We start from the raw sequence: 25,346 nt of genomic DNA, 5'->3' as shown, positions 1-25,346 counted from the left end.
CCCCTCGTCAGGACGCAACGCGGCCCCATGACAGGCGGCGTCCGAACACATTCAGCGCCAGCCCCGCAACAACCAGCGTGCTGCCAATGACCTCCAGCAGCGTGATTTCCTCGGCGAAAGCAAAGTAGGCACCGAGAAAACCGACGATCGGCACCAGCAGCGAAAAGGGTGCAACCGTGCCCGCCGGATACCGCAGCAGCAGGAAACTCCAGATACCCGCACCGACAATCGTTGCGCCATAGGCCATGTAAACGACGACCATCACCGTCATGACATTGGCAGATGCCAGACCTGCCGAAATAGCCTGCGGACCTTCCAAAACCAGAGAAAGCGCGATAAGCGGCAGCACCGGCACAAGGCTTGTCCACGCCACGAAAGACACGGCATTGACCCTGCCGACCTTGCGATTGACGATATTGCCGAGGGCCCAGCTAAAGGCGGCACCAACGCACATCAGTAGCGGCACCATGGCGTCGATATCAAGACGCTCAAGACCGATCACGGCCAGCCCGCCAAACGCGACGGCGGCACCCGCAACATGCGATTTCAGCGGTATCTCACCCAGCAGCGTCACCGCCAGCGCCATGGTAAAAAACGCCTGAGACTGCATGACCAGCGACGCAAGCCCTGCCGGAAGCCCCCATTTGATGGCGGTGTACAAAAGCCCGAACTGCGCGCAGCCCATCACCATGCCGTAGACGACCATATGCTTCCACGGCACTTTCGGGCGCGCCAGAAAGAAGACGAGCGGCACGGCGGCAAAGAGGTATCGCAGCGCTGTTAGAAACAAGGGCGGCATGTCCATGACGCCGACCTTGATGACAACGAAGTTGAAGCCCCACAAAAACACGGTGATCAGGGCGAGAAAGATATGCGGCACGGCCATTTTGTTTTTATCCAATCGGGTGCCGCACCAGATCGCGGCGTACTTAACCGGCGGCGCGCTTCCAACCCATGGTCAGCAGGCCAGCCCCGATCAGCAGGCTTCCGCCTGTACGGTTGACGATGCGCTGGACTTTTGGCTTGCGAATGGAATTGCGGGCCGCACTTGCCAGCAATCCATAAAGAGCCGCATTGCAGGTGGCAAGCACAAGGAACGTGACCTCGAAGATCATCACCTGCGGCCAGAACGGCAGCGATGGCTTCAGAAACTGCGGCAGGAATGCCACGAAGAAGATGATGCTTTTCGGGTTCAGAGCCGTGACGATATAGGTGTGCAGGAAGATTTTAAGCGGGCGCTCCTTGCCGGTCGCCGCTTCTTGCGCGCCCTCACCGCTCACCGGCGCGCGCCACAGCTTGATGCCGAGATAGATCAGATAAGCGGCACCCACCCACTTCAAAACGGTAAACAGCGCAGCAGATGTCGCGAGCAGCGCACCCAGCCCCAGCATAGATGCCGTCATAGCCGTAAAATCCCCCAGCGCCACACCCGCCACAGTCGCGGAACTGGCTTTGCGCCCATGACCGAGCGCATAGGAAATAACGAGCAAAATCGTCGGCCCGGGAATCGCGAGCATGACAGCGGATGCGGCCACGAAGGCCAACCAGTTTTCAATCGGCATGACGGTGTCCCCTTGTGATGATAATGCGGAGCAAGCCACCAAGTCGAAAGCATGTCAATCGATGCGGTCAACCTTAGGCCGTCACAGCTCGGCGGGCGGATTTAGAACGACTGCCATCAGCACTTCATCATAATAGGTTCGCCCGATTTTCAACGCCCGCCGTTCAAACCCATACTGCTCGAAACCCATCTTGATATACAGTTTGTGGGCAGCAATGTTGGACGCACCGACAATAATGGTGACCTCTTCAACGAGCGGCCTGGCATAGTCCAATGCGTGTTTGATGAGGGCAGCCCCGATGCCCGAGCCGCGCGTCTGCGGTCGCACATACATGCCCCAGATCGCGCCTTTATGTCTGGTCTTCGAGGCCGTCGAGAGGCGAAGGCCAACGGCACCCACCAAAGCATTCGTGTCGGTGCGACGAGCGCCAAAAACGTTTCCTTGTTCAAGGCGTTGAGCGAAATCATCGACTGAGAACACGGCCTCATCTTCAAAAGAAGCACCAAAGGCTTCCGGATGAGCAGCCAAGCCCTCCAGACGAAGGTCGCGATAGGCCTCTGCGTCAATAGTCGACAATTTTTGTATCTCAAGATTTCAGCTGCATCACAATAAACCTCCCCGGCAGAATGACTGCCGAGGAGGCCACCACCCTCAAAAGCGTGGGGTCCAAGGGGGTAACAATGGTATTTCAGACCGATATTTGCTGACAGGAAGACCGATGTCACGCAACATGTGGTCAGACAGATGCGAGACATACACCTTCGTCTGCCGATGCTGCCAGGCAACGACCAGTACGGCTTTGAACGTCGTCCAGACACCGAAATGCCTGAACAGATCATCAACTTCTTTCGAAACATCATTTACACGTAAAGATTGTTCATGAGACATAGGAAATCCGCCCCGGCGCACTGTGGCGACCAGGTCCTTTCGTGATGGGAAAAGACGTGCGGGGACCAACAGACGCAGATAGACTCTGCGACGACTAAACGGGGACCGACACGTTATGAGACAAGTTGAAAATGCCTATAAAGGCTGGAGAACGGCTTTAAATCGCTGTTCCAGGTCGCACTGATGGCACCATATAGGCGGTATGAACCGTTGCCATAAGTCGAACCACGCCAAAAAGGCCGTGCAAATTAAATGTGTTCATTTGTAGCCTCCTTGTTTGAGTTGCGGGCTTGAATTTTGTGACATGGCTTCGATTCGATTTCAAGCCACTCAATCGCGAATTGCATCAAAGAACAAAAATCAGTGCAAAAATGTCACAGATGAGCATTTCAGCTACCCGGCGACACGAAGGCCGAAGCCCTGCATCAGTCTGCGGGTCGTAAAATCCGGTTGGCCGGAGGTGAAAATGGCAACGTCGAAACCTTCGGGATGCTCCGCACCCTCCACCAACGGCACTTTGCGCCGTGCCTGCCGCGCAATGGCTTCAGCCGGGTCCAGCCAGTCCACAGGCCATGGCGCCAGTCTTCGGAAGACATTTGCCATGAACGGATAATGCGTACAGGCCAGCACGATGATGTCGGTGCGCCTTCCGCTGTCCTCGATGAAACAGTGTGCTATTTCCGCTGTAACCTCGTCATCGGAAATCGCGTCCCCCCGTATCCACGCTTCCGCCATGCGCGCAAGGTTCTCAGACCCCACCAGACGAACATGACATTGCGAAGCGAAGGACTGGATGAGATCGCGCGTGTAGGCGCGCTTGACGGTGCCGGGCGTCGCCAGAACCGAGACAAGACCGGAACGGGTGCGTTCCGCCGCCGGTTTGATCGCCGGAACGGTACCAACGAAGGTCATATCGGGAAACTCTGCCCGGAGCGCCACACCTGCCAGCGTGAAAGCCGTGTTGCAGGCAACAATGCAGATTTCAGGGTCGTGAGTCTCGATCAATTGCTTAAACAGCGACAAAAGCCGCTCGGTCAAAGCGCTCTCTTCCCAGCCGCCATAGGGAAAACCGGCATCATCGGCCACATAGACAAAGCTGCGCTCGGGCATCAGCACCCTCGCCTCACGCAGAACGGTCAGTCCGCCGATGCCACTGTCGAGGATCAGCACCGGCTTCAGTGGTATCTCGCTGGGATCACGCGTTATCGATGTCATCCTGTGCATTGCTCCCGTCAGCATAAGGGCCATTGCTGCCACGCGGTGTCTGGCGACCGTATTTGTCGAAGGTGCCGAACACGCCCCGCAACACGCTGATTTCCTGCGAGCTCAACGCACGTCTCGACAAAACAGCCCGCAGATTTTCGATCATCCGCTGCTTCTTGCCTTCGGGGCGGAAATAGCCTCGCGCATCCAGCGCTTCTTCCAGCTGCTCGAACAGCCCGTAAAGCTGCTCCTTCGTCGCCTGTTTCTGCTCCAGCGGCACGAACAGCGTCTGGCTCAGGTCTTCCATGCCGGAATTCATCCACTCATAGGACATCAGCAGCACGGCCTGCGCAATGTTGAGCGATGCGAAGGCGGGATTGACCGGAAAGGTCACGATCTCATCGGCCAGCGCCACCTCTTCATTGGTCAGGCCCCAGCGCTCGCGTCCGAAGAGGATGCCGGTTTTTTCGCCTGACGTAAATTTCTGACGCAATGTCTGTGCGGCCACAACGGGCGCACGCACCGGCTTGAAGCCGTAGCGTTCGCGCGCCGTCGTGGCATAGGTGAATTGCAGGTCGGCAGTCGCTTCCTCGATGGTGTCGAAAACCCGCGTATGGTCGATGACGTGATCGGCCTTGGAGGCCGCGGCACGCGCCTTTTCGCTCGGCCAGCCATCGCGCGGGTTGACGAGGCGCAATTCGGCCAGGCCGAAATTGGCCATGGCCCGCGCCACCATGCCGATGTTTTCGCCCAGCTGGGGCTCGACCAGAATGATCGCCGGACCCTCAGCCACAAGCTCGAGCTCGCTATTCGTACCTGCCATATTCGCCTTCCGATTTTTCGGCTTCACTGGCATAGTTTTTGCGACAAATCAAAGGCACAGCGCCAGCATGTGCCGCTTATTCGCCCTTGATGATATTGGCCATCTCCTGAACGAGAGAATCACGGCCCTCGTCGCCCACACGGTGAATGTCGCTGATCACAGGCTTGCCGTCTTCCTCGATCACGTCAAAATTGACCTGATCGACCGTCGCCTTCATTTCGGCCTCGTCCATGCAGGCCCATAGCTTGAACTTGACGGTAACATCCGTCACGCCATCCTTGGGCGAAGCCGGCGTAATGTTGACATCCTGCAAAGGGCAACCGTCCTGCGAATTGGTGACAACGTCGTAACCAAACGGGTCACCCTTATCGCCGCTCTCTACTTCCGACGCGGGCTTCTTGGAGGCTTCGCGATATTGCGCCACGAAAGCCTTGCTGAACAGCGTCGTCAGCAAATCCTCATCGAAGATATACTTCCAGTCATCCGCCTCGCCCGACCAGTTCTTGACGGTAATGTCCATCACCTTCTTGACCGGCTCCGTCGGGTCTGCAGCAAAGGCGTTGGTCGCGAAGAGAATGGCGGCAGTGGCGAGCAGAATGTTCCGCATGATGATGTCCTGGAATAAGGCTTACCCGACGTAAGCGATTCGCCAGACTTTAATTCGCCAATGGGTTTTGGCAACGCGTTTCAGGTTGTTTTAGAACCAAAAAAGCATGTGCATGGCTTTGCGTTGCTCGCTCGCGATGCTATAGCGCCACGGGATATTTTTTGCATATCGCGCCCTCCCGGCGCAATCGTTCTCGAAGGTGAGGAATTCATGACAAAGATCAAGGTAGCCAATCCGGTCGTCGATCTCGACGGCGACGAAATGACCCGTATCATCTGGCAGCTCATCAAGGACAAGCTGATCCTGCCATACCTCGATCTCGATATCGAATATTACGATCTTTCCGTTGAAAACCGCGATGCTACCAACGACCAGGTAACGGTCGATGCGGCCCACGCCATCAAGAAGCACGGCGTTGGCATCAAGTGCGCGACGATCACTCCAGACGAAGATCGCGTCAAGGAATTCAACCTCAAGCAGATGTGGAAGAGCCCGAACGGCACGATCCGCAACATTCTCGGCGGCGTTATTTTCCGCGAGCCGATAATCTGCAAGAACGTACCGCGCCTCGTTCCAGGCTGGACGAAGCCGATCGTTGTCGGTCGTCACGCTTTCGGTGACCAGTACAAGGCAACCGATTTCAAGTTCCCTGGCAAGGGCAAGCTGTCCATCAAGTTCGTTGGTGAAGACGGCCAGGTCATCGAAAAGGACGTGTTCGACGCGCCCGGCGCTGGCGTTGCCATGGCCATGTACAACCTGGATGAGTCGATCCGCGAATTCGCCCGCGCATCCATGAACTATGGCCTGATGCGCAAGTGGCCGGTTTACCTGTCCACCAAGAACACCATCCTCAAGGCCTATGACGGTCGCTTCAAGGATCTGTTCGAAGAAATCTACCAGACGGAATTCAAGGCGAAGTTCGACGAAGTCGGCATCACCTATGAGCACCGCCTGATCGACGACATGGTTGCGTCTGCTCTCAAGTGGTCCGGCGGTTACGTCTGGGCGTGCAAGAACTACGACGGCGACGTGCAGTCTGACACGGTTGCGCAGGGCTTCGGCTCGCTCGGCCTGATGACATCAGTTCTTCTGTCGCCTGATGGCCGCACCGTTGAAGCCGAAGCCGCCCACGGCACGGTGACACGTCACTACCGCCAGCACCAGAAGGGTCAGGAAACCTCGACCAACTCCATCGCGTCGATCTTCGCCTGGAGCCGTGGCCTCGCTCACCGCGCAAAGCTGGACGACAACGCGGAACTGGCGAAGTTTGCAGCAACGCTGGAAACCGTTTGCGTCGATACCGTCGAAGCCGGTTACATGACAAAGGACCTGGCACTTCTGATCGGTCCCGACCAGCCTTGGCTCTCCACAACGGCGTTCCTCGACAAGATCGACGAAAACCTCAAGAAGGCCATGGCTGCCTAAGCAGCCACGCTTCAAAGATAACCATGAGAACCCGGCCTTCGCGCCGGGTTTTCTTTTGGCCGGATGGCCTCTGTCTTGATTACGTCGCAGACGCAATGCAATTTCGAAATCAGAAATAAGAGGGAGAGAGATCATGAGCGAACTGACATTCTATACCAACCCCATGTCGCGCGGACGCATCGCACGCTGGATGCTGGAGGAAGTGGGCGCGCCCTACGAAACGCAATATCTCGGCTACGACAGCGACGGCATGAAGTCGCAAGCCTACAAGGCGATCAACCCGATGGGCAAAGTACCGGCCATCAAGCACGGCGACACGGTGGTGACGGAATGCGCCGCCATCTGCGCCTACCTTGCGGACGCATTTCCGCAAGCCAATCTCGCCCCACCCATCACGGATCGCGGAACCTATTATCGCTGGTTGTTCTATGCCGCTGGCCCGCTCGAAATGGCGGTGACCACCAAAGCCATGGGCTTTGAAATCGGCCCCGACAAGCAGCGCATGGCGGGCTGTGGCGTCTATTCCGATGTCATGGACACGCTGGAGCACGCACTCAAGGCCAACCGCTATATAGCCGGAGACCAGTTCACCGCCGCCGACGTCTATATCGGCTCACAAATCACCCTGGGCCTGCGTTTCGGCTCCATCGAAAAACGCCAGCGGTTTGTGGACTATCTTGCCGATGTCCAGGATCGTCCGGCCTATCAGCGCGCTACGCAGTTAGACGACGAGGCGGCGAAGGCGCAGCAGGCGGCGGGCTAGACCGCCGATATTGAAGCAGGAGGCGGGGACGGGATCAAAGCCCATCTTCGCTGTCGTCAACCCTCTGCGTGTTCTCACGATTGCCCGACTTAACCGGATAGGTCAGCGTTTTAGAAACGCTTCTTCTTCCAATCCCGGACTTGATGCACTGCTGACTGGTTCAAAATTTAGAACATTTTGGCGGAAGTACATCCACCTCCGTCACCCCGGCTTTGAGCCGGGGTCCAGCTGACGCGCGTCTGCGCGGCGAGAGAGGTTCTTTCAGACCAAGTCCTTGGTCTGACTAGATTCCGGCTCAAGGCCGGAATGACGGAGATGAGCTGTTGTTGTCTAACCTTCACAGCCAGCGCGGCACTTGCATGCCATGAGGTGCTTCCCTCAGAACACCCATCAACTCACCCAGCGAGCGTCGCCGCAACCGCTTCAATCGCAGCATCAGCCTTGTCCCCATCCGGGCCACCGGCCTGCGCCATGTCGGGGCGTCCGCCGCCGCCCTTACCGCCGAGAGCGGCGGATGCGGTGCGGACCAGATCGACCGCGCTGAAGCGGGCTGTCAGGTCTTCGGTGACGGCAGCAACGGCGCTGGCCTTGCCATCATCAGACACGGCAATCAGCAACACGACGCCTGAACCGAGGCTGGTCTTGGCTTCGTCGGCCAAGCTCTTGAGGTCCTTCGCATCGATACCAGACATGGATTTGGCGAGGAACTTCACGCCGCCGATGTCTTTCACATCGCCAGCAGAACCTTCCGCAGAACCGCCACCCATGGCCAGCTTGCGGCGAGCGTCTGCCAGTTCACGCTCCAGCTTCTTGCGCTCATCGACAAGGCTTTCGACGCGGCCCAGCACCTCAGAAGGCTGGACCTTCAGCGACGACGCGAGCGCCTTGACCCGATCGTCCTGCTCGGCCAGATAGGCCAGAGCCCCCGCGCCCGTCACAGCCTCGATACGACGCACACCTGCGCTCACGGCGCTGTCGCCGAGAACGCGCACGAGACCGATCTGGCCAGTCGCGGCAACATGCGTGCCGCCGCAAAGCTCGACGGAGTAAGGACGGTTGGCCTTGGCACCGTGAATGCCAGTGCCCATGGAGACGACGCGCACTTCATCGCCATATTTCTCCCCAAACAGCGCCATCGCACCTTCGGCGATAGCGTCATCGACGCTCATCAGGCGGGTGACGACGGGCGAGTTTTGGAGGATGATTTCGTTGGCCATATCCTCAACGATCTTCAACTCTTCCGCCGACATGGGCTTCGGGTGAGAGACGTCAAAGCGCAGACGCTCGGGCGCGACCAGCGAACCCTTCTGGGCAACATGGGTGCCGAGCACTTCACGCAGCGCTTCATGCAGCAGATGCGTCGCCGAATGATTGGCACGCAGGCGTGAGCGTCTGGTGTGATCGACGGTCAGTTGCACCTCGTCGCCCACATTGATGCCACCCTTGGAGACGGAGCCGATGTGGACGAAAAGGCCCTCGCCCTTCTTGTTCGTATCGGTCACCGTGAAGGTGCCCTCGTCGGACGCGATGATCCCGGTATCGCCCATCTGTCCACCTGATTCACCGTAGAACGGTGTCTGGTTGACGACGATCTGGACGGTCTCGCCGTCAGCTGCGCTGTCGACTGCCTTGCCGTCCTTGACGATGGCAAGAACCACGCCTTCGGCGGTCTCGGTGTCGTAGCCGAGAAACTCGGTCGCGCCGTGCTTTTCCTTGAGCTCGAACCAGACAGTTTCTGTCGCCTTGTCGCCAGAGCCGGTCCAGTGCGAGCGGGCCTCGGCCTTCTGGCGCTCCATCGCGTCGGTGAAGCCTGCAACATCCACGCCGATTTCGCGAGCGCGCAGCGCGTCCTGCGTCAGATCGAGCGGGAAGCCATAGGTGTCGTGAAGCTTGAAGGCGGTTTCGCCATCCAGCATATCGCCCTTGTGGAGCGTGGATGTTGCGTCAGAAAGAAGCGTCAGACCACGGGCCAGCGTCTTGCGGAAACGGGTTTCTTCCAGCTTCAATGTTTCGGAAATCAGTGCTTCGGCGCGTACCAGTTCAGGATAGGCGCGGCCCATCTGCTGGATGAGTGCTGGCAACAGCTTCCAGATCAGCGGCTCGCGCGAACCCAGCAACTCGGCATGGCGCATGGCGCGGCGCATGATACGGCGAAGAACATAGCCGCGACCTTCGTTGGATGGCAGAACGCCATCGGCAATGAGGAACGCGGTGGAGCGCAGGTGGTCGGCGATGATGCGGTGACTTGCGCGGTTTTCACCTTCCGCCGGAACACCGGTGGCTTCTACGGAAGCGGAAATCAGCGCACGGAACAGGTCGGTGTCGTAATTGTCATGCTTGCCCTGAAGCAGAGCGGAAATACGCTCAAGGCCCATGCCGGTATCGATGGAGGGGCGCGGAAGATCGATGCGCTGTTCCTTCGTCACCTGCTCATACTGCATGAAGACGAGGTTCCAGATTTCGATGAACCGGTCACCATCCTCATCGGCAGAACCCGGAGGGCCGCCCCAGATGTGATCGCCGTGGTCATAGAAGATTTCGGAGCAAGGGCCGCAAGGACCGGTATCGCCCATCGCCCAGAAATTGTCGCTGGTCGGAATGCGAATGATGCGGTCGTCGGAGAAACCGGCGATCTTCTTCCACAGGTTAAAGGCTTCGTCGTCGGTGTGGTAGACCGTCACCAGTAGACGGTTCTTGTCGATACCGAATTCGCCGGTAATCAGGTTCCAGGCATGGCTGATCGCCTCTTCCTTGAAATAATCGCCGAAGGAAAAGTTGCCGAGCATTTCGAAAAAGGTGTGGTGACGGGCGGTGTAGCCGACATTGTCGAGGTCGTTATGCTTGCCACCGGCGCGCACGCATTTCTGCGACGACGCTGCCGTGGAATAGGGGCGGCTTTCCAGTCCGGTGAAAACATTCTTGAACTGCACCATGCCCGCATTGGTGAACATCAATGTCGGGTCGTTGCGCGGCACGAGCGGGCTGGAGGGCACGATCTCGTGGCCGTTCTTCTTGAAGTAGTCGAGGAAGGTCGACCGGATTTCATTTACACCGCTCATCAGAAGTCCTTATTTCCACGCGATCCCGCGGCCATAGCATCAAAAACACTGGCTTTTATCGCTCACCACCCTGCCTGTCCAGCCAAAGAGGGCGGGGTTACAGCACAAATAAAGGCCGCGCGACACAATCGCACGACCTTTGATCTTCAAATGCTCGAATATATCAAGACCTCAACCCCGTGAGGTCTGATCATGCGTCGGGATCGACCCCATCCGCATCCGCTTCAGGTCCACCATTCTGGAGGAACTTTTCAGCGATCAATCCGGCGTTCTGGCGCAGCGCCAGTTCGATCTCTTCCGCCACGGCTGGGTTTTCCTTGAGGAACGTTTTGGCGTTTTCTCGACCCTGCCCCAGACGCTGGCTCTTGTAGGAGAACCATGCACCGGCCTTTTCGACCAGACCGGCCTTCACGCCCAGATCCACCAATTCGCCGGTCTTGGAAACACCTTCGCCATACATGATGTCGAATTCGACCTGCTTGAAAGGAGGTGCCATCTTGTTCTTGACGACCTTGACGCGTGTCTGGTTTCCAACGACCTCTTCGCGATCCTTGACGGCGCCGATACGGCGGATGTCGAGGCGAACGGAAGCGTAGAACTTCAGCGCGTTGCCGCCGGTCGTCACTTCCGGCGAACCGTAGGAGATGCCGATCTTCATACGAATCTGGTTGATGAAGATCACCATGGTCTTCGACTTGGAAATGGAAGCCGTCAGCTTGCGCAGCGCCTGGCTCATCAGACGGGCCTGAAGACCCGGAAGGCTATCACCCATTTCGCCTTCGATTTCAGCACGGGGCGTCAGAGCCGCAACGGAGTCGATGACGAGAACATCGACAGCACCGGAACGCACCAGCGTGTCGGTAATTTCAAGGGCCTGTTCACCTGTGTCCGGCTGCGAGATCAGCAGATTATGGAGATCGACGCCGAGCTTGCGGGCATAGACCGGATCGAGCGCATGTTCGGCATCCACGAAGGCGCAAATGCCGCCCTTCTTCTGGGCTTCCGCAATCGTCTGCAAGGCAAGCGTTGTCTTGCCCGAGCTTTCCGGTCCGTAAATTTCAATGATACGGCCCTTGGGCAGACCGCCAATACCAAGTGCGACATCAAGGCTGAGCGACCCCGTAGAAATGGTCTCGACCTCGACGATACTTTCATTGGAACCGAGCTTCATGATCGATCCCTTACCGAACGAACGTTCGATCTGGGAAAGCGCCGCTTCCAGTGCCTTGCTTTTATCCACTGCTTTGTCCTCTACAAGACGCAAAGAATTTTGTGCCATCTGGAAACCACCTTTAGGTTATTGAAGCCGCACAGGCAATGAAGCTCTCGATGTCCGGTTTGTACCTTATTTGTTCTCTTTTCACAAGGAGCGATCATCATATTGAAAACAAATATGGATAAGTCCTTTGTTCTACTTTTGTTTTTATTTTCACACTGTGGAAAAACATGGCTTTGCAATAGGGTCTGGCTGGCTTGAAACACACGAATCGACACGCATCTGACCGATCACATGGGGAAAATGGGCCGTGAAAAAAATACTCGTTCTGGGCGGCGCACATATTGACCGCCGAGGAATGATCGAGACCGAAACCGTGCCAGGCGCCAGCAATCCCGGCGCGTGGATGGAAGAGGCAGGCGGCGGCGGTTTCAACGCGGCCCGCAATCTCTCCCGCCTCGGCTTCAAGGTCAGGATCATCGCGCCGCGCGGCGGCGATGCCAATGGCGAGACGGTTTCGAGTGCCGCGCGCGAGGCTGGCGTCGAAGACACCCCATTTACGTTCCTTGATCGCCGCACGCCCAGCTACACCGCCATTCTGGAACGGGATGGAAATCTGGTGATCGCGATTGCCGACATGGACCTCTACAGGCTGTTCACGCCACGCCGCCTGCGGGTGCGTGCCGTGCGCGATGCGATCATGGCAAGCGATGTGATTGTCTGCGATGCCAACCTGCCGGAAGACACGTTGCAGGCGATTGGCACCGCCGCGCGCGTTTGCGAAAAGCCCCTGGCTGCCATCGCCATATCACCGGCAAAGGTCGTGCGGCTGAAAGCGGCCATCAGGGATATCGACATGCTGTTCATGAACGAGGCGGAGGCACGGGCGCTAACCGGCGAAACTGTTGATGATGTGCGGGAATGGCCGAAACATCTGGCTGCCCTCGGCCTTCGCGGCGGCGTTATCACCAGCGGGGCGCGTCACGTGGTGGCATTTTCCGAGCGGGAAACGGCTATTCTCCACCCGCCCTTGATCGACGCCGTGCGCGATGTCACCGGTGCGGGAGATGCCATGGCGTCGGGTTATCTTGCCGCCATCACGAACGGCCAGCCTCCATCGCAAGCGCTGCGTTGGGGTGCGGCAGCCGCCGCCATCACCGTCCAATCCTCCAGCGCAACGGCTGCAGACTTGAACCCGCAAACGCTGGACGCCATGCTGGGCCTTGTGCCACCGGCTGAAATGTTGTGAAGAGATCGCTGAAATAAATCGGAAGAAACAATGACAAAATCCACCTCCCCGCTTTTGCCCATCGCTTACTCGACCGAGGTTGCCGCCGCCAAGCAGCGCGGCGCGCCCATCGTCGCGCTTGAATCCACCATCATCACCCACGGCATGCCCTATCCCGGCAATATCCAGATGGCGGAAAGCGTCGAACAGATCATCCGCGATCAGGGCGCGGTTCCCGCCACCGTCGCCGTCATTCACGGCACCTTGCATATCGGGCTCGAAAAACACGAGCTCGAGGCACTGGCGCAGACGACGGATGCCATGAAGGTCTCGCGCGCCGATATCGCCTTTGCGATTGCCGAGCGCCGCACGGGCGCCACCACAGTCGCCGCCACGATGATTGCTGCAGAACACGCAGGCATCAAGGTCTTTGCGACAGGCGGCATCGGCGGCGTCCATCGCGGAGCCGAGGAAAGCTTCGATATTTCTGCAGACCTGACCGAACTGGCCAGAACCGGCGTGATCGTTGTCTGCGCAGGTGCGAAAGCCATTCTCGATATTCCAAAGACATTGGAGGTTCTGGAGACCAATGGCGTTCCGGTCGTCACGTTCGGATCGACCGAATTTCCGGCATTCTGGTCGCGCGCCTCAGGCCTCAAAAGCCCGCTATCGCTCAACAGCCCGGCAGCCATCGCCAACTTTCAGTCCACGCGCGAACAGTTGGGCATTGATGGCGGCATGCTGATTGCCAATCCGGTGCCGGAAGAAGACGAAATTTCCCGCGAGGAGATGGAAATCTACATCACCCGCGCCCTGTCTCACGCCGAAGAAGACGAGATTGCTGGCAAGTCCGTCACGCCCTATCTCCTGTCGAAAATCTTTGACATCACCGAAGGTCGCAGCCTTGAAACCAACATCTCGCTGGTGCGCAACAATGCCCGCCTCGCAGCCGAGATCGCCGTCGCACTCGTTTGATCTGACCGATCGGCAAATAAAGAGAGCCCGGAAACCTCTCGGTTCCCGGGCTTTTTCTTGGGCGGTATCAGCTTAGTTCTGTGCGACCGGCTTCACCAGCGAGGTGATACGACGGATCGTTACGCGGCGATTTTCCTGCGAAGGGCCGAGCGTCTGGACCTTGAGGAAGCGTTCGCCGTAACCCTGTGTCGTCAAGTTTTCCGGCGGAATGCCGTAAACGTCCGTCATCACATTGGCGACGGAGGCCGCGCGCTCATCGGACAGAACGAGGTTGCTCTCGTCGTTACCCACGGCGTCGGTGTGGCCTTCGATGAGGAAGGTCTCCGCCGGGTTGTTCTTCAGCACCTGATTGATGGCATCGGCCACCTTGCGCAGCGACTGTGCCTGGCTCATCGGGATTTCGGCACTACCGGTCGCGAACGTGATCGTGTCGAGGTCGATACGGCGGACCTTGTCACGAATACGCGCGGAGTAGCGCACTTCATCCATGGTGTAGACACGCTCGACGGGCTCTACAGGTGGCTGTTCCAGGAAGCGATAGTAGTCGCGGTCCGGCTCGCTGGATGTGTCGATGATGTAGTCATCAACCGGAATGCGCAGGCGCATCGGCGGAAGATCGAGGCCCGGGTCGCGATAGACATATTCGCGGTCTGGCTGATCGACGAGTTCCGGCGCATAGAACAGCACATATTCACGGCCACGGCTGTCGATACGCGAACGCTGGATCACGTCGCCATAGCGGTTGCGCACCGTCACAACCTGCGTACCGTCTGGACGCTCGACCGTTTCGCGGTAGCGATCATCCGGCAGACGCTCATAGTATGGCTTGGCACCATCGCGGATGAAGCGGTCGTCATCATTGCCACGCACGACGACGCGGTCGCCGAACTGCATGAAGACGCGGTCGCCCATATCGCGGTCCCGTGGTCCGCCGCGCGGCATGTCACGCGGCTGCCACTCACGCACGCCATCCGGACGATCATATTCAGGACGCTCGTTGATACGCTCGCCTTGAATATTGGTGATGGCCTGGATGTTGATTTGTGGTGCGGGGGCGTTTCCGCGCGCAACAGCCTGCGCTTCGGCGTCCGATGTCGGCACCTTGTAGTCCTGAACGGCTTCACGCTGCTGGCGACGCTCGCCTCTGGACTGCTCGTTGCCAGAACGTTCGGCTTCCTTGTCACTGTCGAGCACGGCGGCTCCCTTGTCGATCGGCAGAAGCACCGTATCGGCAGACTTGGACGGGTCCTTGGCCACGGCACGGGCCCTGTCCAGTTCCTGCTTCGTTGATGGCGGGGCTTCCTGCTGCGGCGTCACGATCTGCTGAGGCACGGGTTCACCAGCAGGCGCCTGTCCGGTGGCAGCGCCGTTTTCAAGTTTCGGTGCTGCATCGGGCATTGGCGGCTGTTCGCCGTTCTGGGCGCGCGGCGGACGTGGCTGCTCGGATGGTTGCTGGCCCGGAGCCGGGTTGGGCTGCTCGGCAGGCTTCGGAGACCGGCCCGGGGTCGTAGGTTCTGTTGGAACCGGTGCGGCCTTGGCATCTGGCTCAGGCGCGGCTGGCTTTTTGCCCGGAACCGCTGGCTTTTCAGGGTTGGCTTCACCGGCGGCCGCTGCTGGCTCCTGGCCTGGACGAGGACGCTGACCTTCAGGACGCGGCTTCTGCTCGCCGTCTGCGGCTGGCTGCTGCTCACCCTGTACGCGGCGTGGACGTTCCTGTTGCTGTTCCGGCTGAGCCTGTGCAGGCGCTGCATCCGGCTGTGCATCACGGCGCGGACGTTCTGGGCGTGTTTCACCCTCTGCGGCGGGCTGCTGGTCGCGTGGGCGACGTGGCTTTTCCTGCTGCTGTTCTGGCTGTGCCTGTGCAGGTGCTGCATCCGGCTGTGCTTCACGGCGTTGGCGTGGCTGCTCAGCGTCTGGCGCGGCTTCAGGTGCGGCCTCGCGGCGAGGACGCTGCTGTTGTTCAGGTGCTGCCTCCGGTGCCGCTTCACGGCGCGGGCGCTGCTGCTGTTCAGGCGCGGCTTCCGGTGCTGCCTCACGACGAGGGCGCGGCGCTTCTTCCTGCTGGCGCTGTTGAGGCGCTTCAGCCTTTGGCTCTTCCTTCTGCTGTTCCTGCGCGCGCTTTTTCAAAAGCTCCTCGGCAGAAGGCTCTGCCTGCGCCAGAAGCACGGGCGCGCTGCCGGTGCTTGTCACCGCTGGGGGAGAGATGAATTGCGCGGCACCACCGGACGCTGCCAGCGCGGGCTCGGCGACCATCGCAATTGACATCAGGGGGAAAACCACCCCGGTCAGCAGCTTGTTTTTCTTGAGCATCATAGTTCCTCACCTAAAAATAGTCTCATACCGCTTGTCTCACGGCCTTTTGAAAAACGCGTCTGCACATGCGGGCGCTGAACAACGCGCGAATGGCAGCCTTGTTCCGATCATGGCCCAGCTGTTCTGTACCGGAAATGAACAGATAAAGGCCTTTTCGTGAACTGTTTGTGGCGTTCTGTGCAGTGCGAAACGATTAGGGTTGCATTTTTTAGGCAAGGGTAAGACTATCCGGCAAGCGCGGCCTCCAGCCACTGGGGCAAGGTGGTCTCGCGACACATTTCCCGCACGGAAAAAACAAACAAACCGTGCGGCTGACACGCCGAAAGAGAGGATCTCAATGCGTATTTCCACCCGTCTGCTTGCAGCAGCATCCATTGCTGCTGTTTCGCTGTTCTCCGGAGCCGCCATGGCGCAGGACAAACTCGTCATCGGCACGGAAGGCGCCTACCCACCCTTCAACGTTCTTGAAGCAGACGGCACGCTGACCGGCTTCGATATCGATATCGCCAAGGCGCTCTGCGTTGAAATGAAGACCGAATGCACCTTCGTCACAAACGATTGGGACGGCATCATCCCCGCCCTGCAGTCGAAGAAGTTCGACGCCATCGTGGCGTCCATGTCGATCACGCCTGAGCGTCTCGAAAAGGTCGACTTCTCCAAGAAGTATTACAACACGCCTCCAGCCATTGCCGTACCAAAGGACAGCCCTGTCAAGTCGGTCGAGGATTTGAAGGGCAAGACCATCGGCGCGCAGGGTTCCACCACCCACGCGAACTACGCCGAAAAGCATCTGGCGGATTCGGAACTGAAGCTCTATCCGACGGCTGACGAATACAAGCTCGACATCACCAACGGCCGCATCGATGGCGTCATTGACGATATCGTCGTTCTCTCCGAATGGGTGAAATCCGACGCAGGCGCCTGCTGCAAAATCCTGACACCAATGCCGGTTGATGAGGCCATCAACGGTATGGGCGCAGGCATTGCGGTTCGCAAGGGCGACACCGCGCTGGCTGACAAATTCTCCGCCGCAATCGCCGCTATCCGCGCCAACGGCGAATACAAAAAGATCAACGACAAGTATTTCGACTTCGACGCCTACGGCAAGTAAGCGATTGTTCTGTTGAAATATCGTGGCGGAAGGCTTGCCCTTCCGCCATTTTTGTTTGAGAACAAAACCATAAAACACGACGAAGCAAGCGGCAAAGACCGCAGGGGAAATTGGCATGAGCGGAGTATTTTCCGCCATAGGTTCGTTCTGGACCTATCTGACGTATCTCTTCGATCCCTTTTGCGGGCCAGCCGGCATCTTCTCCCTTTTCGGCAACGGCACACTCGTTGCCTGTGGTGATGCGGGCTGGGGCGATGAAATCGGCTTTGGCGTCAAGATCACCATCTCAGTTGCGCTCGCAACCCTGCCTGTCGGCCTGACCCTTGGTTTCCTTATTGCCCTTGCGGCGCAATCCAGCGAAAAATCGCTGCGGCTTGCCGCTGGCATCTACACCACCATCTTCCGCGGCCTGCCAGAACTGCTGACGCTGTTCATCGTCTATTATGGCATCCAGATGCTGTTGCAGTCCATCGGTGGCTATATCGGCTTTACCGGCCCAATCGAGATCAACGCCTTCGTTGCTGGCATGATTGCACTGTCGGTGGTCTTTTCGTCCTATGCGTCGGAAGTGCTGCTCTCGGCCTTCCGCGCCATTCCCAAGGGACAATATGAGGCTGGCGATGCGCTCGGCCTGTCGCGCAGCCGCACCATGGTCCTCATCATCATTCCCCAACTCGTGCGCATCGCCCTGCCCGGCATGACGAATCTGTGGATGATCCTGCTCAAGGACACGTCCTATGTCTCGATCATCGGCCTGTCGGATATTCTGCGCCAAACGGGCATTGCGGCACGTGTTAGCAAGGAAGCCTTCTTCTTCTACGGCATTGCCTGCCTGCTCTACCTCATCCTTGCCCTGATCTCGTCCTTCGGCCTCGGCTTCATCGACCGCTGGTCGCGCCGTTCGGAGGCGCGCCGATGAGCCACAGCGAACACCTCATTCCCGCGCGCCCGGCCCCGGCGGCCGTAGCCAAGCCGCTATCCCTGTCTAAAATCGTTGGCGTAACCGTCACCGGCCTTTGGCTGCTTCTGGCACTTGGGCTCGTCTACAGCCTGATCGATGACTGGGACGTGGACAAGTTCACGCGCTATGGTCCGCGATATCTCGATGGTTTGCTCACGACCATCACGCTCGTCGGCATCTCCATCATTCTCGGTGCCCTGCTGTCGCTGCCGATCGCCTTCGCGCGGATGTCCAGAAACCGGATCATCGGCAGCCTCGCCTACATCTATGTCTACGTTTTCCGCAGCACCCCGCTTCTGGCCCAGCTCTTCCTCATCTATTACGGCCTGGGAAGTTTCCGTCCACAGATGGAAACCGTCGGCCTCTGGTGGTTTTTCCGCGAGGCCTGGTATTGCGGCTTGCTGTCACTGACGCTCAACACCGCAGCCTATCAGGCGGAAATCCTGCGCGGCGCGATCCAGAGCGTGCCAAAGGGCCAGTTGGAAGGCGCAGCCTCTCTCGGTATTTCGAAAGCGGTCACCTTTTGGAAAATCGTCCTGCCGCAAGCCCTCATCGTGGCGCTGCGCCCCTATGGCAATGAGATCATCCTGATGATCAAGGGCTCGGCCGTCGTCTCGATCGTCACTGTTTACGATCTCATGGGACAGACACGCTACGCATTTTCCCGCACATTCGATTACCAGACCTATCTCTGGGCGGCGATCTTCTACCTCTCCATGGTCGAAATCCTGCGCCATACTTGGGCATGGCTGGAAGCACGCCTCACCCGGCACCTGACGAGATAGCGCTGGCAGCACTCGCATAAATCGAATGCTAACAGATTGAAAAACGTTACAATTTTGTGACAAACCCAGCTTTTCGCAAGCTTCGGTTAACCCTGTCATGTTCCCATGGTCTTCGATACCTCGCAGGTATCGGCGACCACCAACGACGGGAGCAGATGCAATGAACAAAGACATGGAAATGATGTTGAAGGGCTACGGCGTCACCACCGCCGAAATTCTCTACCGCATGCCGGATCATCCCACATTGTTGCAGACCTACCTTTGGCAGAACTACGATCTTGCGCCGGATTTTCCTGAAATGCAGGGCTTTCTGAAATTCTGGAAGGAAAAGCTCGATGGTCCGCTGCACTCCGTTCGCTACGTCCACCGCCAGCTGATTTCCGCGCAGGAATGGCGCTCGTTGAAGGGTGAGTTCATCCTTCACTGATCAAACAAGGATTGCACCTGACGGCTTTGGCGACTAAGCAGGCTTCGGATTTCAGCTAAAACCCGGATGCCTGCCATGACGAAGAACCAGAAGATCGACGAAGAAGCCCTGGCCGAAGCCTATCATCGCGCTCTTGCCTTGGAAAAGGCTGGCGACATCGACGCCGCGGTCAAGGCCTACGAAGAGGTTCTGGCCATCGATCCGGAAGACCATGGCGGTGCAGCCGTGCGCGTCGCCTCCATGGGGCGCGGTGAAACGCCGCCCAAGGCGCCGGATGCCTATGTCGAGACCCTGTTCGACCAGCAGGCCGAAGCCTTTGAGGACATCCTCGTGGAACAGTTGGGCTACGCCGTGCCGATGGTCGTGCGCCAGCGCCTGCAAACGCTGCAACTCGGCCCGTTCAAGCGCGTGCTCGATCTCGGCTGCGGCACGGGTCTGACGGGTGAAGCCCTGCGCGACATGGCAGATGACATCACCGGCATTGATCTCTCCGAAAACATGGTCGAAATCGCCCACGAGAAAGACCTTTACGAAACGCTCTATGTCGCGGAAGTCGAAGACTTCCTTGAGGACAATGACGATGAGCCCTTCGATCTGATCACCGCCACCGACGTGCTGCCCTATCTCGGCGCGTTGGAGCCGATCTTCTTCGGCGCTTCGGAAAACATGGTGGAAGGCGGCCTGTTCATCTTCTCATCGGAAACCCTGCCCGACGACACGCTCGCCGGTCGCCCGTACATGGTCGGCCCGCACCAGCGTTTCGCCCACTCGGAAACCTATATCCGCGAACGCCTCGCTTCGACCGGCTTCGACATCATCGAAGTGACCGACATCAACGTGCGCATGCAGGACGGCCACCCGACGCCGGGCCATCTGGTGATTGCGAAGTTCAAGGGGTGATAGGGTAAACTTCGGTTCTCCTCATTCCTGTGCTCGTCACAGGAATGAGGAGAGAAACAGTGGGCGCACCAACTGGCGCGCCTCTCACCGTCACTCTTCGCCGGACTTTGCGTTATCCAACAGCATATAATCCAGCGGCAGTTCGGTCGTGTATTTGATCTGCTCCATCGCAAACACAGACGAAACGTCGCGAATTTCGATCTTGGCGATCATGCGCTTGTAGAACGCATCATACGCGGCAATATCTGGAACGACGACGCGTAGCAGGTAGTCCACGTCACCGCTCATTCGGTAGAACTCTACCACTTCGGGAAATTCGGAAACGACCTCGGAAAAGCGCTTCAACCATTCGATGGAATGGGACGCGGTGCGGATCGAAACGAAGACCGTGACCTTGGTGTTGACCTTGGCGGCGTCCAGAATGGCGACGCGACGGCGGATCACGCCATCTTCTTCCATTTTCTGGATACGGCGCCAGCATGGCGTGGTGGAAAGTCCGACTTTCTTGGCCAGATCGGCAACTGCCAGTGTGGAGTCTTCTTGCAGAATACGCAGTATTTTTCGGTCGAGGCGGTCCAATCTACTCTCCTCCAGAATTATTATCCTCTGTTTACACTAAAAAAATCAGAAAAAAAGAAATTTGTTTCAGATTGATAGTCTTTCCACATTCTGTCGCAGCACCGGCAAAAGCTCTGCTTCGAACCAGGGATTTTTACGCAACCACGCACTATTGCGCCAGCTCGGATGCGGCAGAGGAAGAACGGGCAAGCCCTGATTGGAATGCAGATAGCTGCGCCAGTTCTGCACGGTTTCCGTCATCGTCTTCATCCGGCGCAGGCCCAGATGCCAGGCCTGCGCATATTGGCCGATGGCCAACACCAGTTCGATCTGCGGCATGGACGCCATCACTGCGTCGCGCCACCGCGGCGCGCATTCCCGCCGTGGTGGCAAATCACTGCCCTTGGCATCATAGCCCGGAAAACAGAACCCCATCGGCACGATGGCAAACACATCACGATCGTAAAACGTCTCGCGGCTGACAGTCAGCCAATCCCGCAGGCGATTTCCCGAGGCATCGTCAAACGGCAGCCCGCTCTCATGGACGCGCAATCCCGGTGCCTGTCCAGCAATCAGAATTCTGGCCTTGTCGGATATGACAGCGACAGGCCGCGGCTCGTGCGGCAAGCGGTCTTCGACGCCTCTCATTGGCGCATCGCGACAGATGCGACACCGCGCAATGTCGTGACGCAACGCCTCGAGCGCACGCTCTTGTTCCGCCTTAGCCAACATCACGTAACCCTACCATCCCAGGACATGACGAACCAGGCTGAGCACGCCAGCAAGCGGCACATCCATATCGGCGGCTTTGTGTTCCCGCCGCCAATCTCTGGGTTGTTCGAAGGTGCCGGACCAGATGCCCGCCCGACGCGCTTGCGCCTGGGCCTGCTCATCGGAAAACAGAAAATATTCCGTCGTCACCGCATATCCCGCTGACACCATCTGCCCCGCCACATCTTGTCCGTTTACCGCGCAGCGCACCAGCAGGCGCTTGTATTTGTCACGCTCGTTTCCAAAACACTCGACAGCACCGCTTTTGACAATATCAGCCAAATAGCCCTTGGCCTCCTCACCGCACGCCCATTCGCCCTTATCGCTCTGACAGCTCTGGCTCTTCTCCGGCGCATCGATACCAATCAAACGGAACCGCTTGTTGTCGAGCCCAATCGTATCGCCATCAACCGCATAAAACCCACCGGCAAACCGCTCCTGATTCACGCCATCCAGCCGTGCGGCGATCAAGACGCCCAGCACCATCATCAAAATAAAGATGAATCCGTCCCTGATGGGCCGGAAACCCCGGCCTGACTTTCGTCTCATGTAAGAACAAACCCTTTTTAAAAATGGCAAACAAATCCTTTAGCAGCAGCATCTTCTTAAGATTTTCCGACTAGCCTGCAAGTCCATGCATTATCCGCGTTGTGTAAATGAGTAAGAGCGCTAGCACCACTGCCGACAAGAATATCGTCGACCGGTCCCGGACACGGCGCAACAAGGCTGTGTTCGACACGGTCAAGTTGACGCGTGAGCGCTTGCAATACGGCCCTGTCACCACCAGCGTGTTCGAGCGCGATATGCTGCAAATGCACGTGCTCGAAACGCTGCAAAGCGCAACGATCATGCCGCTTTTCATCGTGCTAGCAACAGGCATAGGCATCTATATCAGCCGCGATCCGCAAATCGTCGGCTGGGCTGTGCTGGCGCTGTCAGCCCACGCGCTGGCCCTATTCTTTGCCCGAAAAGCCTCTCGACAAGAGCTCAACGCTGCAAATCTCAACACCTGGAACAACATCTTTCTCACCACGCAGATCGTCATCGGTCTTACATGGGTGCTTTTTGCGCTCCAGAAAATAGAGCCGGGCGACCCGTCGCTGATCATGTTCTACAAGGGATCGACCCTGTTGATTGCCCTGTCGATCACCTCGATGTCGAGCTCCCTGCTGCGACGTGCGATGCTGATGACGTTTCTCCCGGTGCTTGTCGCGCTCTGTGTAACCGCAGCCCTTTCGCGCAACCCGATGGAAATCGGTCTTGCGCTGATGTTTTCCATGGCCATGCTGTTTTGCCATCATGTTACCAAGCGGCTATACCTCTCCAACCTGAAACTGCTGTCCTTCCAGTCGGAAAAGGACGATCTGATTGCCGAGCTGGAAGTGGCCAAATCCATGTCGGATGAGGCCCGTCGGCGCGCTGAGGAAGCCAATATGGCGAAGTCGCGCTTTCTTGCCTCCATGTCGCACGAGCTGCGCACGCCGCTCAATGCCATCCTTGGATTTTCCGAAGTCATGGCATCGGAGGTGCTGGGTCCCCTCAACAATCCGCTCTACAAGGAATATTCCGGCGACATTCACCGCTCAGGCCAACATCTTCTCGATCTCATCAACGAAATCCTCGACCTCTCGCGCATCGAGGCCGGTCGTTACGACTTGCAGGAAGAAGCCATCGGCATTCTGGAAATCGCTGAGGATTGCGTGGGCATGATCCAGCTGCGCGCGCGTGCCAAGAACATCCGCATTTCCCAGCAGTTCGAAAACACCCTGCCCCATGTCTGGGCAGATGAAAAAGCCATGCGCCAGGTGATTTTGAACCTGTTGTCCAACGCCGTGAAGTTCACGCCGCAGGGCGGTGAAATCTCTATCAAGGCGGGATGGACGGCCAGCGGCGGGCAATACGTCTCCATCAAGGACAACGGCCCCGGCATTCCCGAAGACGAAATCCCGGTCGTTCTATCGGCTTTCGGACAGGGCTCCATCGCCATCAAGAGCGCCGAACAGGGAACAGGCCTCGGTCTTCCCATTGTTCAAGCTATCCTGTCCAAACATGACGGTCAGTTCGTGTTGAAATCCAGATTGCGCGAAGGCACTGAGGTCATTGCCATCCTGCCGGCCAAGCGGGTGCTGCAGAGCATTCCAGCCGTTGAGGACGTCCCGGTCGTCCAGCCGCGCCGCCGCTCGTTCGCCTAAAACAGAACGATGGACATGAAAAACGTGCTGATGACTGAATAGAGCACAAAGCCACCATTGGCGAGCAGCATGCAGAACACTGCAAAGGATCCGAGATCCTTGGCGTGGCGGGCAGCGGACGAAAATTCCGGCGACACCCGGTCCACGATTTCCTCGATGGCCGTGTTAAGCGCTTCCACCGCAAACAGCACCAGCGTCAGTCCGGAAAAAATCATGTAATGTGCAAACGGCGCACCGATCACGCCCAGCAGCACCAGCCCCGCGCCAAAGGCCAACACCTCGTGGCGGAAAGCCGCTTCCTTCCACAGCCGTGCCAGCCCCTGAGCCGAATACCGGGCCGCAGCGAACAGGTGCCTGAAGCCGGTCTCCTTTTCGAAGACCGGCTTTTGTGACGGCGTGCCGTTGAGTTTGTCCATCGTCGTCTCAGTGGTCGGTGCGGGTACTGACACCCGCGGCTGCAAAGGTCGCCATGCCGGAATGGCAAGCAGCTGCGGATTTGACGATACCGGCGGCAAGGGCTGCACCGGTCCCTTCGCCCAACCGCATGCCGAGCGCCAGAAGCGGCGTCTTGCCAAGCTTCTCGACGGCCGACAGATGCCCCGGCTCACCGGACACATGGCCGATCAGGCAATGGTCGAGTGCTGCCGGATTGGCAGCCTTCAACAGCGCTGCCGCAGCCGTTGCCACATAGCCATCGATCAGAACTGGAATTTTCTCCACCCGCGCAGCCAGAATGGCACCGGCCATCGCCGCGATTTCGCGACCACCCAGACGGCGCATGATTTCCAGCGGATCGGACAGATGATCCTTATGGAACTCCACCGCCGCTTTGACGGCCGCGATCTTGCGCGCCATGACATCGCCTTCAGACCCCGTGCCCGGTCCCGTCCACTCTTCCGCAGTCCCGCCGTAGAGCGCCAGATTGATCGCAGCCGCAATCGTCGTGTTGCCAATGCCCATTTCGCCGATGCACAGCAGATCGGTGCCGCCGGCAATCGCTTCCATGCCGAACGCCATAGTCGCGGCACAGTCTCGCTCGGACAGCGCCGGTTCGCAGGTGATATCGCCGGTTGGATAATCCAGCGCCAGATCGAAAATCTTCAGACCCAAATCGTGGGTGACGCAAATCTGGTTGATGGCGGCGCCGCCAGCGGCAAAGTTTTCGACCATCTGCTGTGTGACCGATGACGGGTAAGGCGTCACGCCATGGCGGGTCACGCCGTGATTTCCGGCAAAGATCGCAACCAGCGGACGGTTCACCGCAGGCGCGCGGCCGGACCATGCGGCCAGCCACATAGCGATTTCTTCCAGACGTCCAAGCGAACCGGCTGGCTTCGTCAATTGTGCGTTGCGCTCCTTGGCGGCGACCAGCGCGAAGGTGTCAGGCCCTGGCAGATCGCGCAGCAGCGTTCGAAAATCATCAAAAGGCAATCCGCTCATGCTCATGATATCGGTCTTTCTGGTCGTGCCGGACGCTTGTGTTTTCCGGCAAATCGGTCTTTGTTGCGCTTCTCATAATCGGGGATGCGCAGAGGAACAACCTCAAATACGATCAGCGCCTCCTCAGGCACTGGAGGGA

General features: G+C 58.3%; 24 protein-coding genes. 10 read left to right on the top strand and 14 right to left on the bottom strand.

The annotated features are described in order from the left end of the window. Window positions 1–7: 7 nt before the first annotated feature. The 6 genes from RRU01S_RS11045 to RRU01S_RS11020 all read right to left on the bottom strand — a co-directional run bounded on the left by RRU01S_RS11045 (window position 8) and on the right by RRU01S_RS11020 (window position 5,083). On the bottom strand, window positions 8–886 hold the full coding sequence (locus tag RRU01S_RS11045; RefSeq protein ID WP_045230332.1) for an EamA family transporter: 879 nt from the start codon (window positions 884–886) through the stop codon (window positions 8–10). 43 nt (window positions 887–929) lie between these two features. Then, window positions 930–1,562: a LysE family translocator gene (locus tag RRU01S_RS11040; RefSeq protein ID WP_045230331.1), complete on the bottom strand. Its 633-nt coding sequence runs from the start codon at window positions 1,560–1,562 to the stop codon at window positions 930–932. Window positions 1,563–1,643: 81 nt separating this feature from the next. Continuing rightward, window positions 1,644–2,138, bottom strand: a complete 495-nt coding sequence (locus tag RRU01S_RS11035; RefSeq protein WP_052816064.1) for a GNAT family N-acetyltransferase — start codon at window positions 2,136–2,138, stop codon at window positions 1,644–1,646. Window positions 2,139–2,843: 705 nt separating this feature from the next. Then, window positions 2,844–3,665: a glutamate racemase gene (murI, locus tag RRU01S_RS11030; RefSeq protein WP_045230329.1), complete on the bottom strand. Its 822-nt coding sequence runs from the start codon at window positions 3,663–3,665 to the stop codon at window positions 2,844–2,846. Further along, a complete protein-coding gene (locus RRU01S_RS11025; protein WP_045230362.1) occupies window positions 3,646–4,476 on the bottom strand; it encodes an RNA methyltransferase in 831 nt (276 codons plus the stop codon). Before RRU01S_RS11025 ends, murI begins: the two co-directional genes overlap by 20 nt. Window positions 4,477–4,552: 76 nt before the next feature. After that, window positions 4,553–5,083 (bottom strand): hypothetical protein, encoded by a 531-nt coding sequence (locus RRU01S_RS11020; protein ID WP_045230328.1) that lies wholly within the window; start codon window positions 5,081–5,083, stop codon window positions 4,553–4,555. 210 nt (window positions 5,084–5,293) lie between these two features. Here RRU01S_RS11020 and RRU01S_RS11015 point away from each other — a divergent pair, with 210 nt between their 5' ends. Then, window positions 5,294–6,508 (top strand): NADP-dependent isocitrate dehydrogenase, encoded by a 1,215-nt coding sequence (locus tag RRU01S_RS11015; protein WP_045230361.1) that lies wholly within the window; start codon window positions 5,294–5,296, stop codon window positions 6,506–6,508. Window positions 6,509–6,641: 133 nt separating this feature from the next. Beyond that, window positions 6,642–7,271 (top strand): glutathione S-transferase family protein, encoded by a 630-nt coding sequence (locus RRU01S_RS11010; RefSeq protein WP_045230327.1) that lies wholly within the window; start codon window positions 6,642–6,644, stop codon window positions 7,269–7,271. Between the two features lie 395 nt (window positions 7,272–7,666). Here the strand turns inward: RRU01S_RS11010 and alaS are convergent, their stop codons facing one another. Both alaS and recA read right to left on the bottom strand, forming a co-directional pair. Beyond that, complete coding sequence (gene alaS / locus RRU01S_RS11005) at window positions 7,667–10,330, bottom strand: alanine--tRNA ligase (protein ID WP_045230326.1); 2,664 nt, start codon at window positions 10,328–10,330, stop codon at window positions 7,667–7,669. Between the two features lie 190 nt (window positions 10,331–10,520). Next, window positions 10,521–11,609: a recombinase RecA gene (recA, locus tag RRU01S_RS11000; RefSeq protein WP_045230325.1), complete on the bottom strand. Its 1,089-nt coding sequence runs from the start codon at window positions 11,607–11,609 to the stop codon at window positions 10,521–10,523. 247 nt (window positions 11,610–11,856) lie between these two features. On the opposite strand from recA, the gene RRU01S_RS10995 reads away from it, so the two are divergent. Next, window positions 11,857–12,795 (top strand): carbohydrate kinase family protein, encoded by a 939-nt coding sequence (locus tag RRU01S_RS10995; RefSeq protein ID WP_081880052.1) that lies wholly within the window; start codon window positions 11,857–11,859, stop codon window positions 12,793–12,795. Between the two features lie 30 nt (window positions 12,796–12,825). Next, window positions 12,826–13,749, top strand: a complete 924-nt coding sequence (locus RRU01S_RS10990) for a pseudouridine-5'-phosphate glycosidase (RefSeq protein ID WP_045230323.1) — start codon at window positions 12,826–12,828, stop codon at window positions 13,747–13,749. 72 nt (window positions 13,750–13,821) lie between these two features. Here RRU01S_RS10990 and RRU01S_RS10985 read toward each other — a convergent pair whose 3' ends face one another. After that, on the bottom strand, window positions 13,822–16,059 hold the full coding sequence (locus tag RRU01S_RS10985) for an OmpA family protein (protein WP_045230360.1): 2,238 nt from the start codon (window positions 16,057–16,059) through the stop codon (window positions 13,822–13,824). Window positions 16,060–16,399: 340 nt separating this feature from the next. Between RRU01S_RS10985 and RRU01S_RS10980 the strand changes: the two genes are divergently transcribed. The 5 genes from RRU01S_RS10980 to RRU01S_RS10960 all read left to right on the top strand — a co-directional run bounded on the left by RRU01S_RS10980 (window position 16,400) and on the right by RRU01S_RS10960 (window position 20,246). Continuing rightward, window positions 16,400–17,173 carry an ABC transporter substrate-binding protein gene (locus RRU01S_RS10980; protein ID WP_045230322.1) on the top strand — a complete coding sequence of 258 codons (774 nt, stop codon included), beginning with the start codon at window positions 16,400–16,402 and terminating at the stop codon, window positions 17,171–17,173. 115 nt (window positions 17,174–17,288) lie between these two features. Then, complete coding sequence (locus RRU01S_RS10975; protein ID WP_045230321.1) at window positions 17,289–18,092, top strand: ABC transporter permease; 804 nt, start codon at window positions 17,289–17,291, stop codon at window positions 18,090–18,092. Next, entirely contained in the window at window positions 18,089–18,919 is an 831-nt protein-coding gene (locus tag RRU01S_RS10970) for an ABC transporter permease (protein ID WP_045230320.1), read from the top strand. Before RRU01S_RS10975 ends, RRU01S_RS10970 begins: the two co-directional genes overlap by 4 nt. A 160-nt stretch (window positions 18,920–19,079) precedes the next feature. Then, entirely contained in the window at window positions 19,080–19,346 is a 267-nt protein-coding gene (locus tag RRU01S_RS10965) for an usg protein (protein WP_045230319.1), read from the top strand. Window positions 19,347–19,421: 75 nt separating this feature from the next. Then, window positions 19,422–20,246 (top strand): class I SAM-dependent methyltransferase, encoded by an 825-nt coding sequence (locus RRU01S_RS10960; RefSeq protein WP_045230359.1) that lies wholly within the window; start codon window positions 19,422–19,424, stop codon window positions 20,244–20,246. Window positions 20,247–20,336: 90 nt separating this feature from the next. Here the strand turns inward: RRU01S_RS10960 and RRU01S_RS10955 are convergent, their stop codons facing one another. The 3 genes from RRU01S_RS10955 to RRU01S_RS10945 all read right to left on the bottom strand — a co-directional run bounded on the left by RRU01S_RS10955 (window position 20,337) and on the right by RRU01S_RS10945 (window position 22,064). Next, window positions 20,337–20,825, bottom strand: a complete 489-nt coding sequence (locus tag RRU01S_RS10955) for an Lrp/AsnC family transcriptional regulator (protein WP_045230318.1) — start codon at window positions 20,823–20,825, stop codon at window positions 20,337–20,339. A 66-nt stretch (window positions 20,826–20,891) separates the two neighbouring features. Further along, window positions 20,892–21,536, bottom strand: a complete 645-nt coding sequence (locus RRU01S_RS10950) for a uracil-DNA glycosylase family protein (RefSeq protein WP_045230317.1) — start codon at window positions 21,534–21,536, stop codon at window positions 20,892–20,894. Between the two features lie 9 nt (window positions 21,537–21,545). After that, on the bottom strand, window positions 21,546–22,064 hold the full coding sequence (locus tag RRU01S_RS10945) for a thermonuclease family protein (RefSeq protein ID WP_234936062.1): 519 nt from the start codon (window positions 22,062–22,064) through the stop codon (window positions 21,546–21,548). Between the two features lie 167 nt (window positions 22,065–22,231). Here RRU01S_RS10945 and RRU01S_RS10940 point away from each other — a divergent pair, with 167 nt between their 5' ends. Continuing rightward, entirely contained in the window at window positions 22,232–23,767 is a 1,536-nt protein-coding gene (locus RRU01S_RS10940) for a sensor histidine kinase (protein WP_045230315.1), read from the top strand. Here RRU01S_RS10940 and RRU01S_RS10935 read toward each other — a convergent pair. Both RRU01S_RS10935 and cobT read right to left on the bottom strand, forming a co-directional pair. Then, on the bottom strand, window positions 23,764–24,183 hold the full coding sequence (locus RRU01S_RS10935) for a diacylglycerol kinase (protein WP_045230314.1): 420 nt from the start codon (window positions 24,181–24,183) through the stop codon (window positions 23,764–23,766). The two genes, RRU01S_RS10940 and RRU01S_RS10935, sit on opposite strands and share 4 nt — an antisense overlap. Before the next feature lie 7 nt (window positions 24,184–24,190). Beyond that, window positions 24,191–25,213 (bottom strand): nicotinate-nucleotide--dimethylbenzimidazole phosphoribosyltransferase, encoded by a 1,023-nt coding sequence (gene cobT, locus RRU01S_RS10930; RefSeq protein WP_045230313.1) that lies wholly within the window; start codon window positions 25,211–25,213, stop codon window positions 24,191–24,193. Window positions 25,214–25,346 lie beyond the last annotated feature (133 nt).

The sequence above is a fragment of the Agrobacterium rubi TR3 = NBRC 13261 genome (assembly GCF_000739935.1).
Taxonomy (GTDB): domain Bacteria; phylum Pseudomonadota; class Alphaproteobacteria; order Rhizobiales; family Rhizobiaceae; genus Agrobacterium; species Agrobacterium rubi.
The sequence above is the reverse complement of the archived record's forward strand: the minus strand, read 5'-3'. Positions and strand labels throughout refer to the sequence as shown.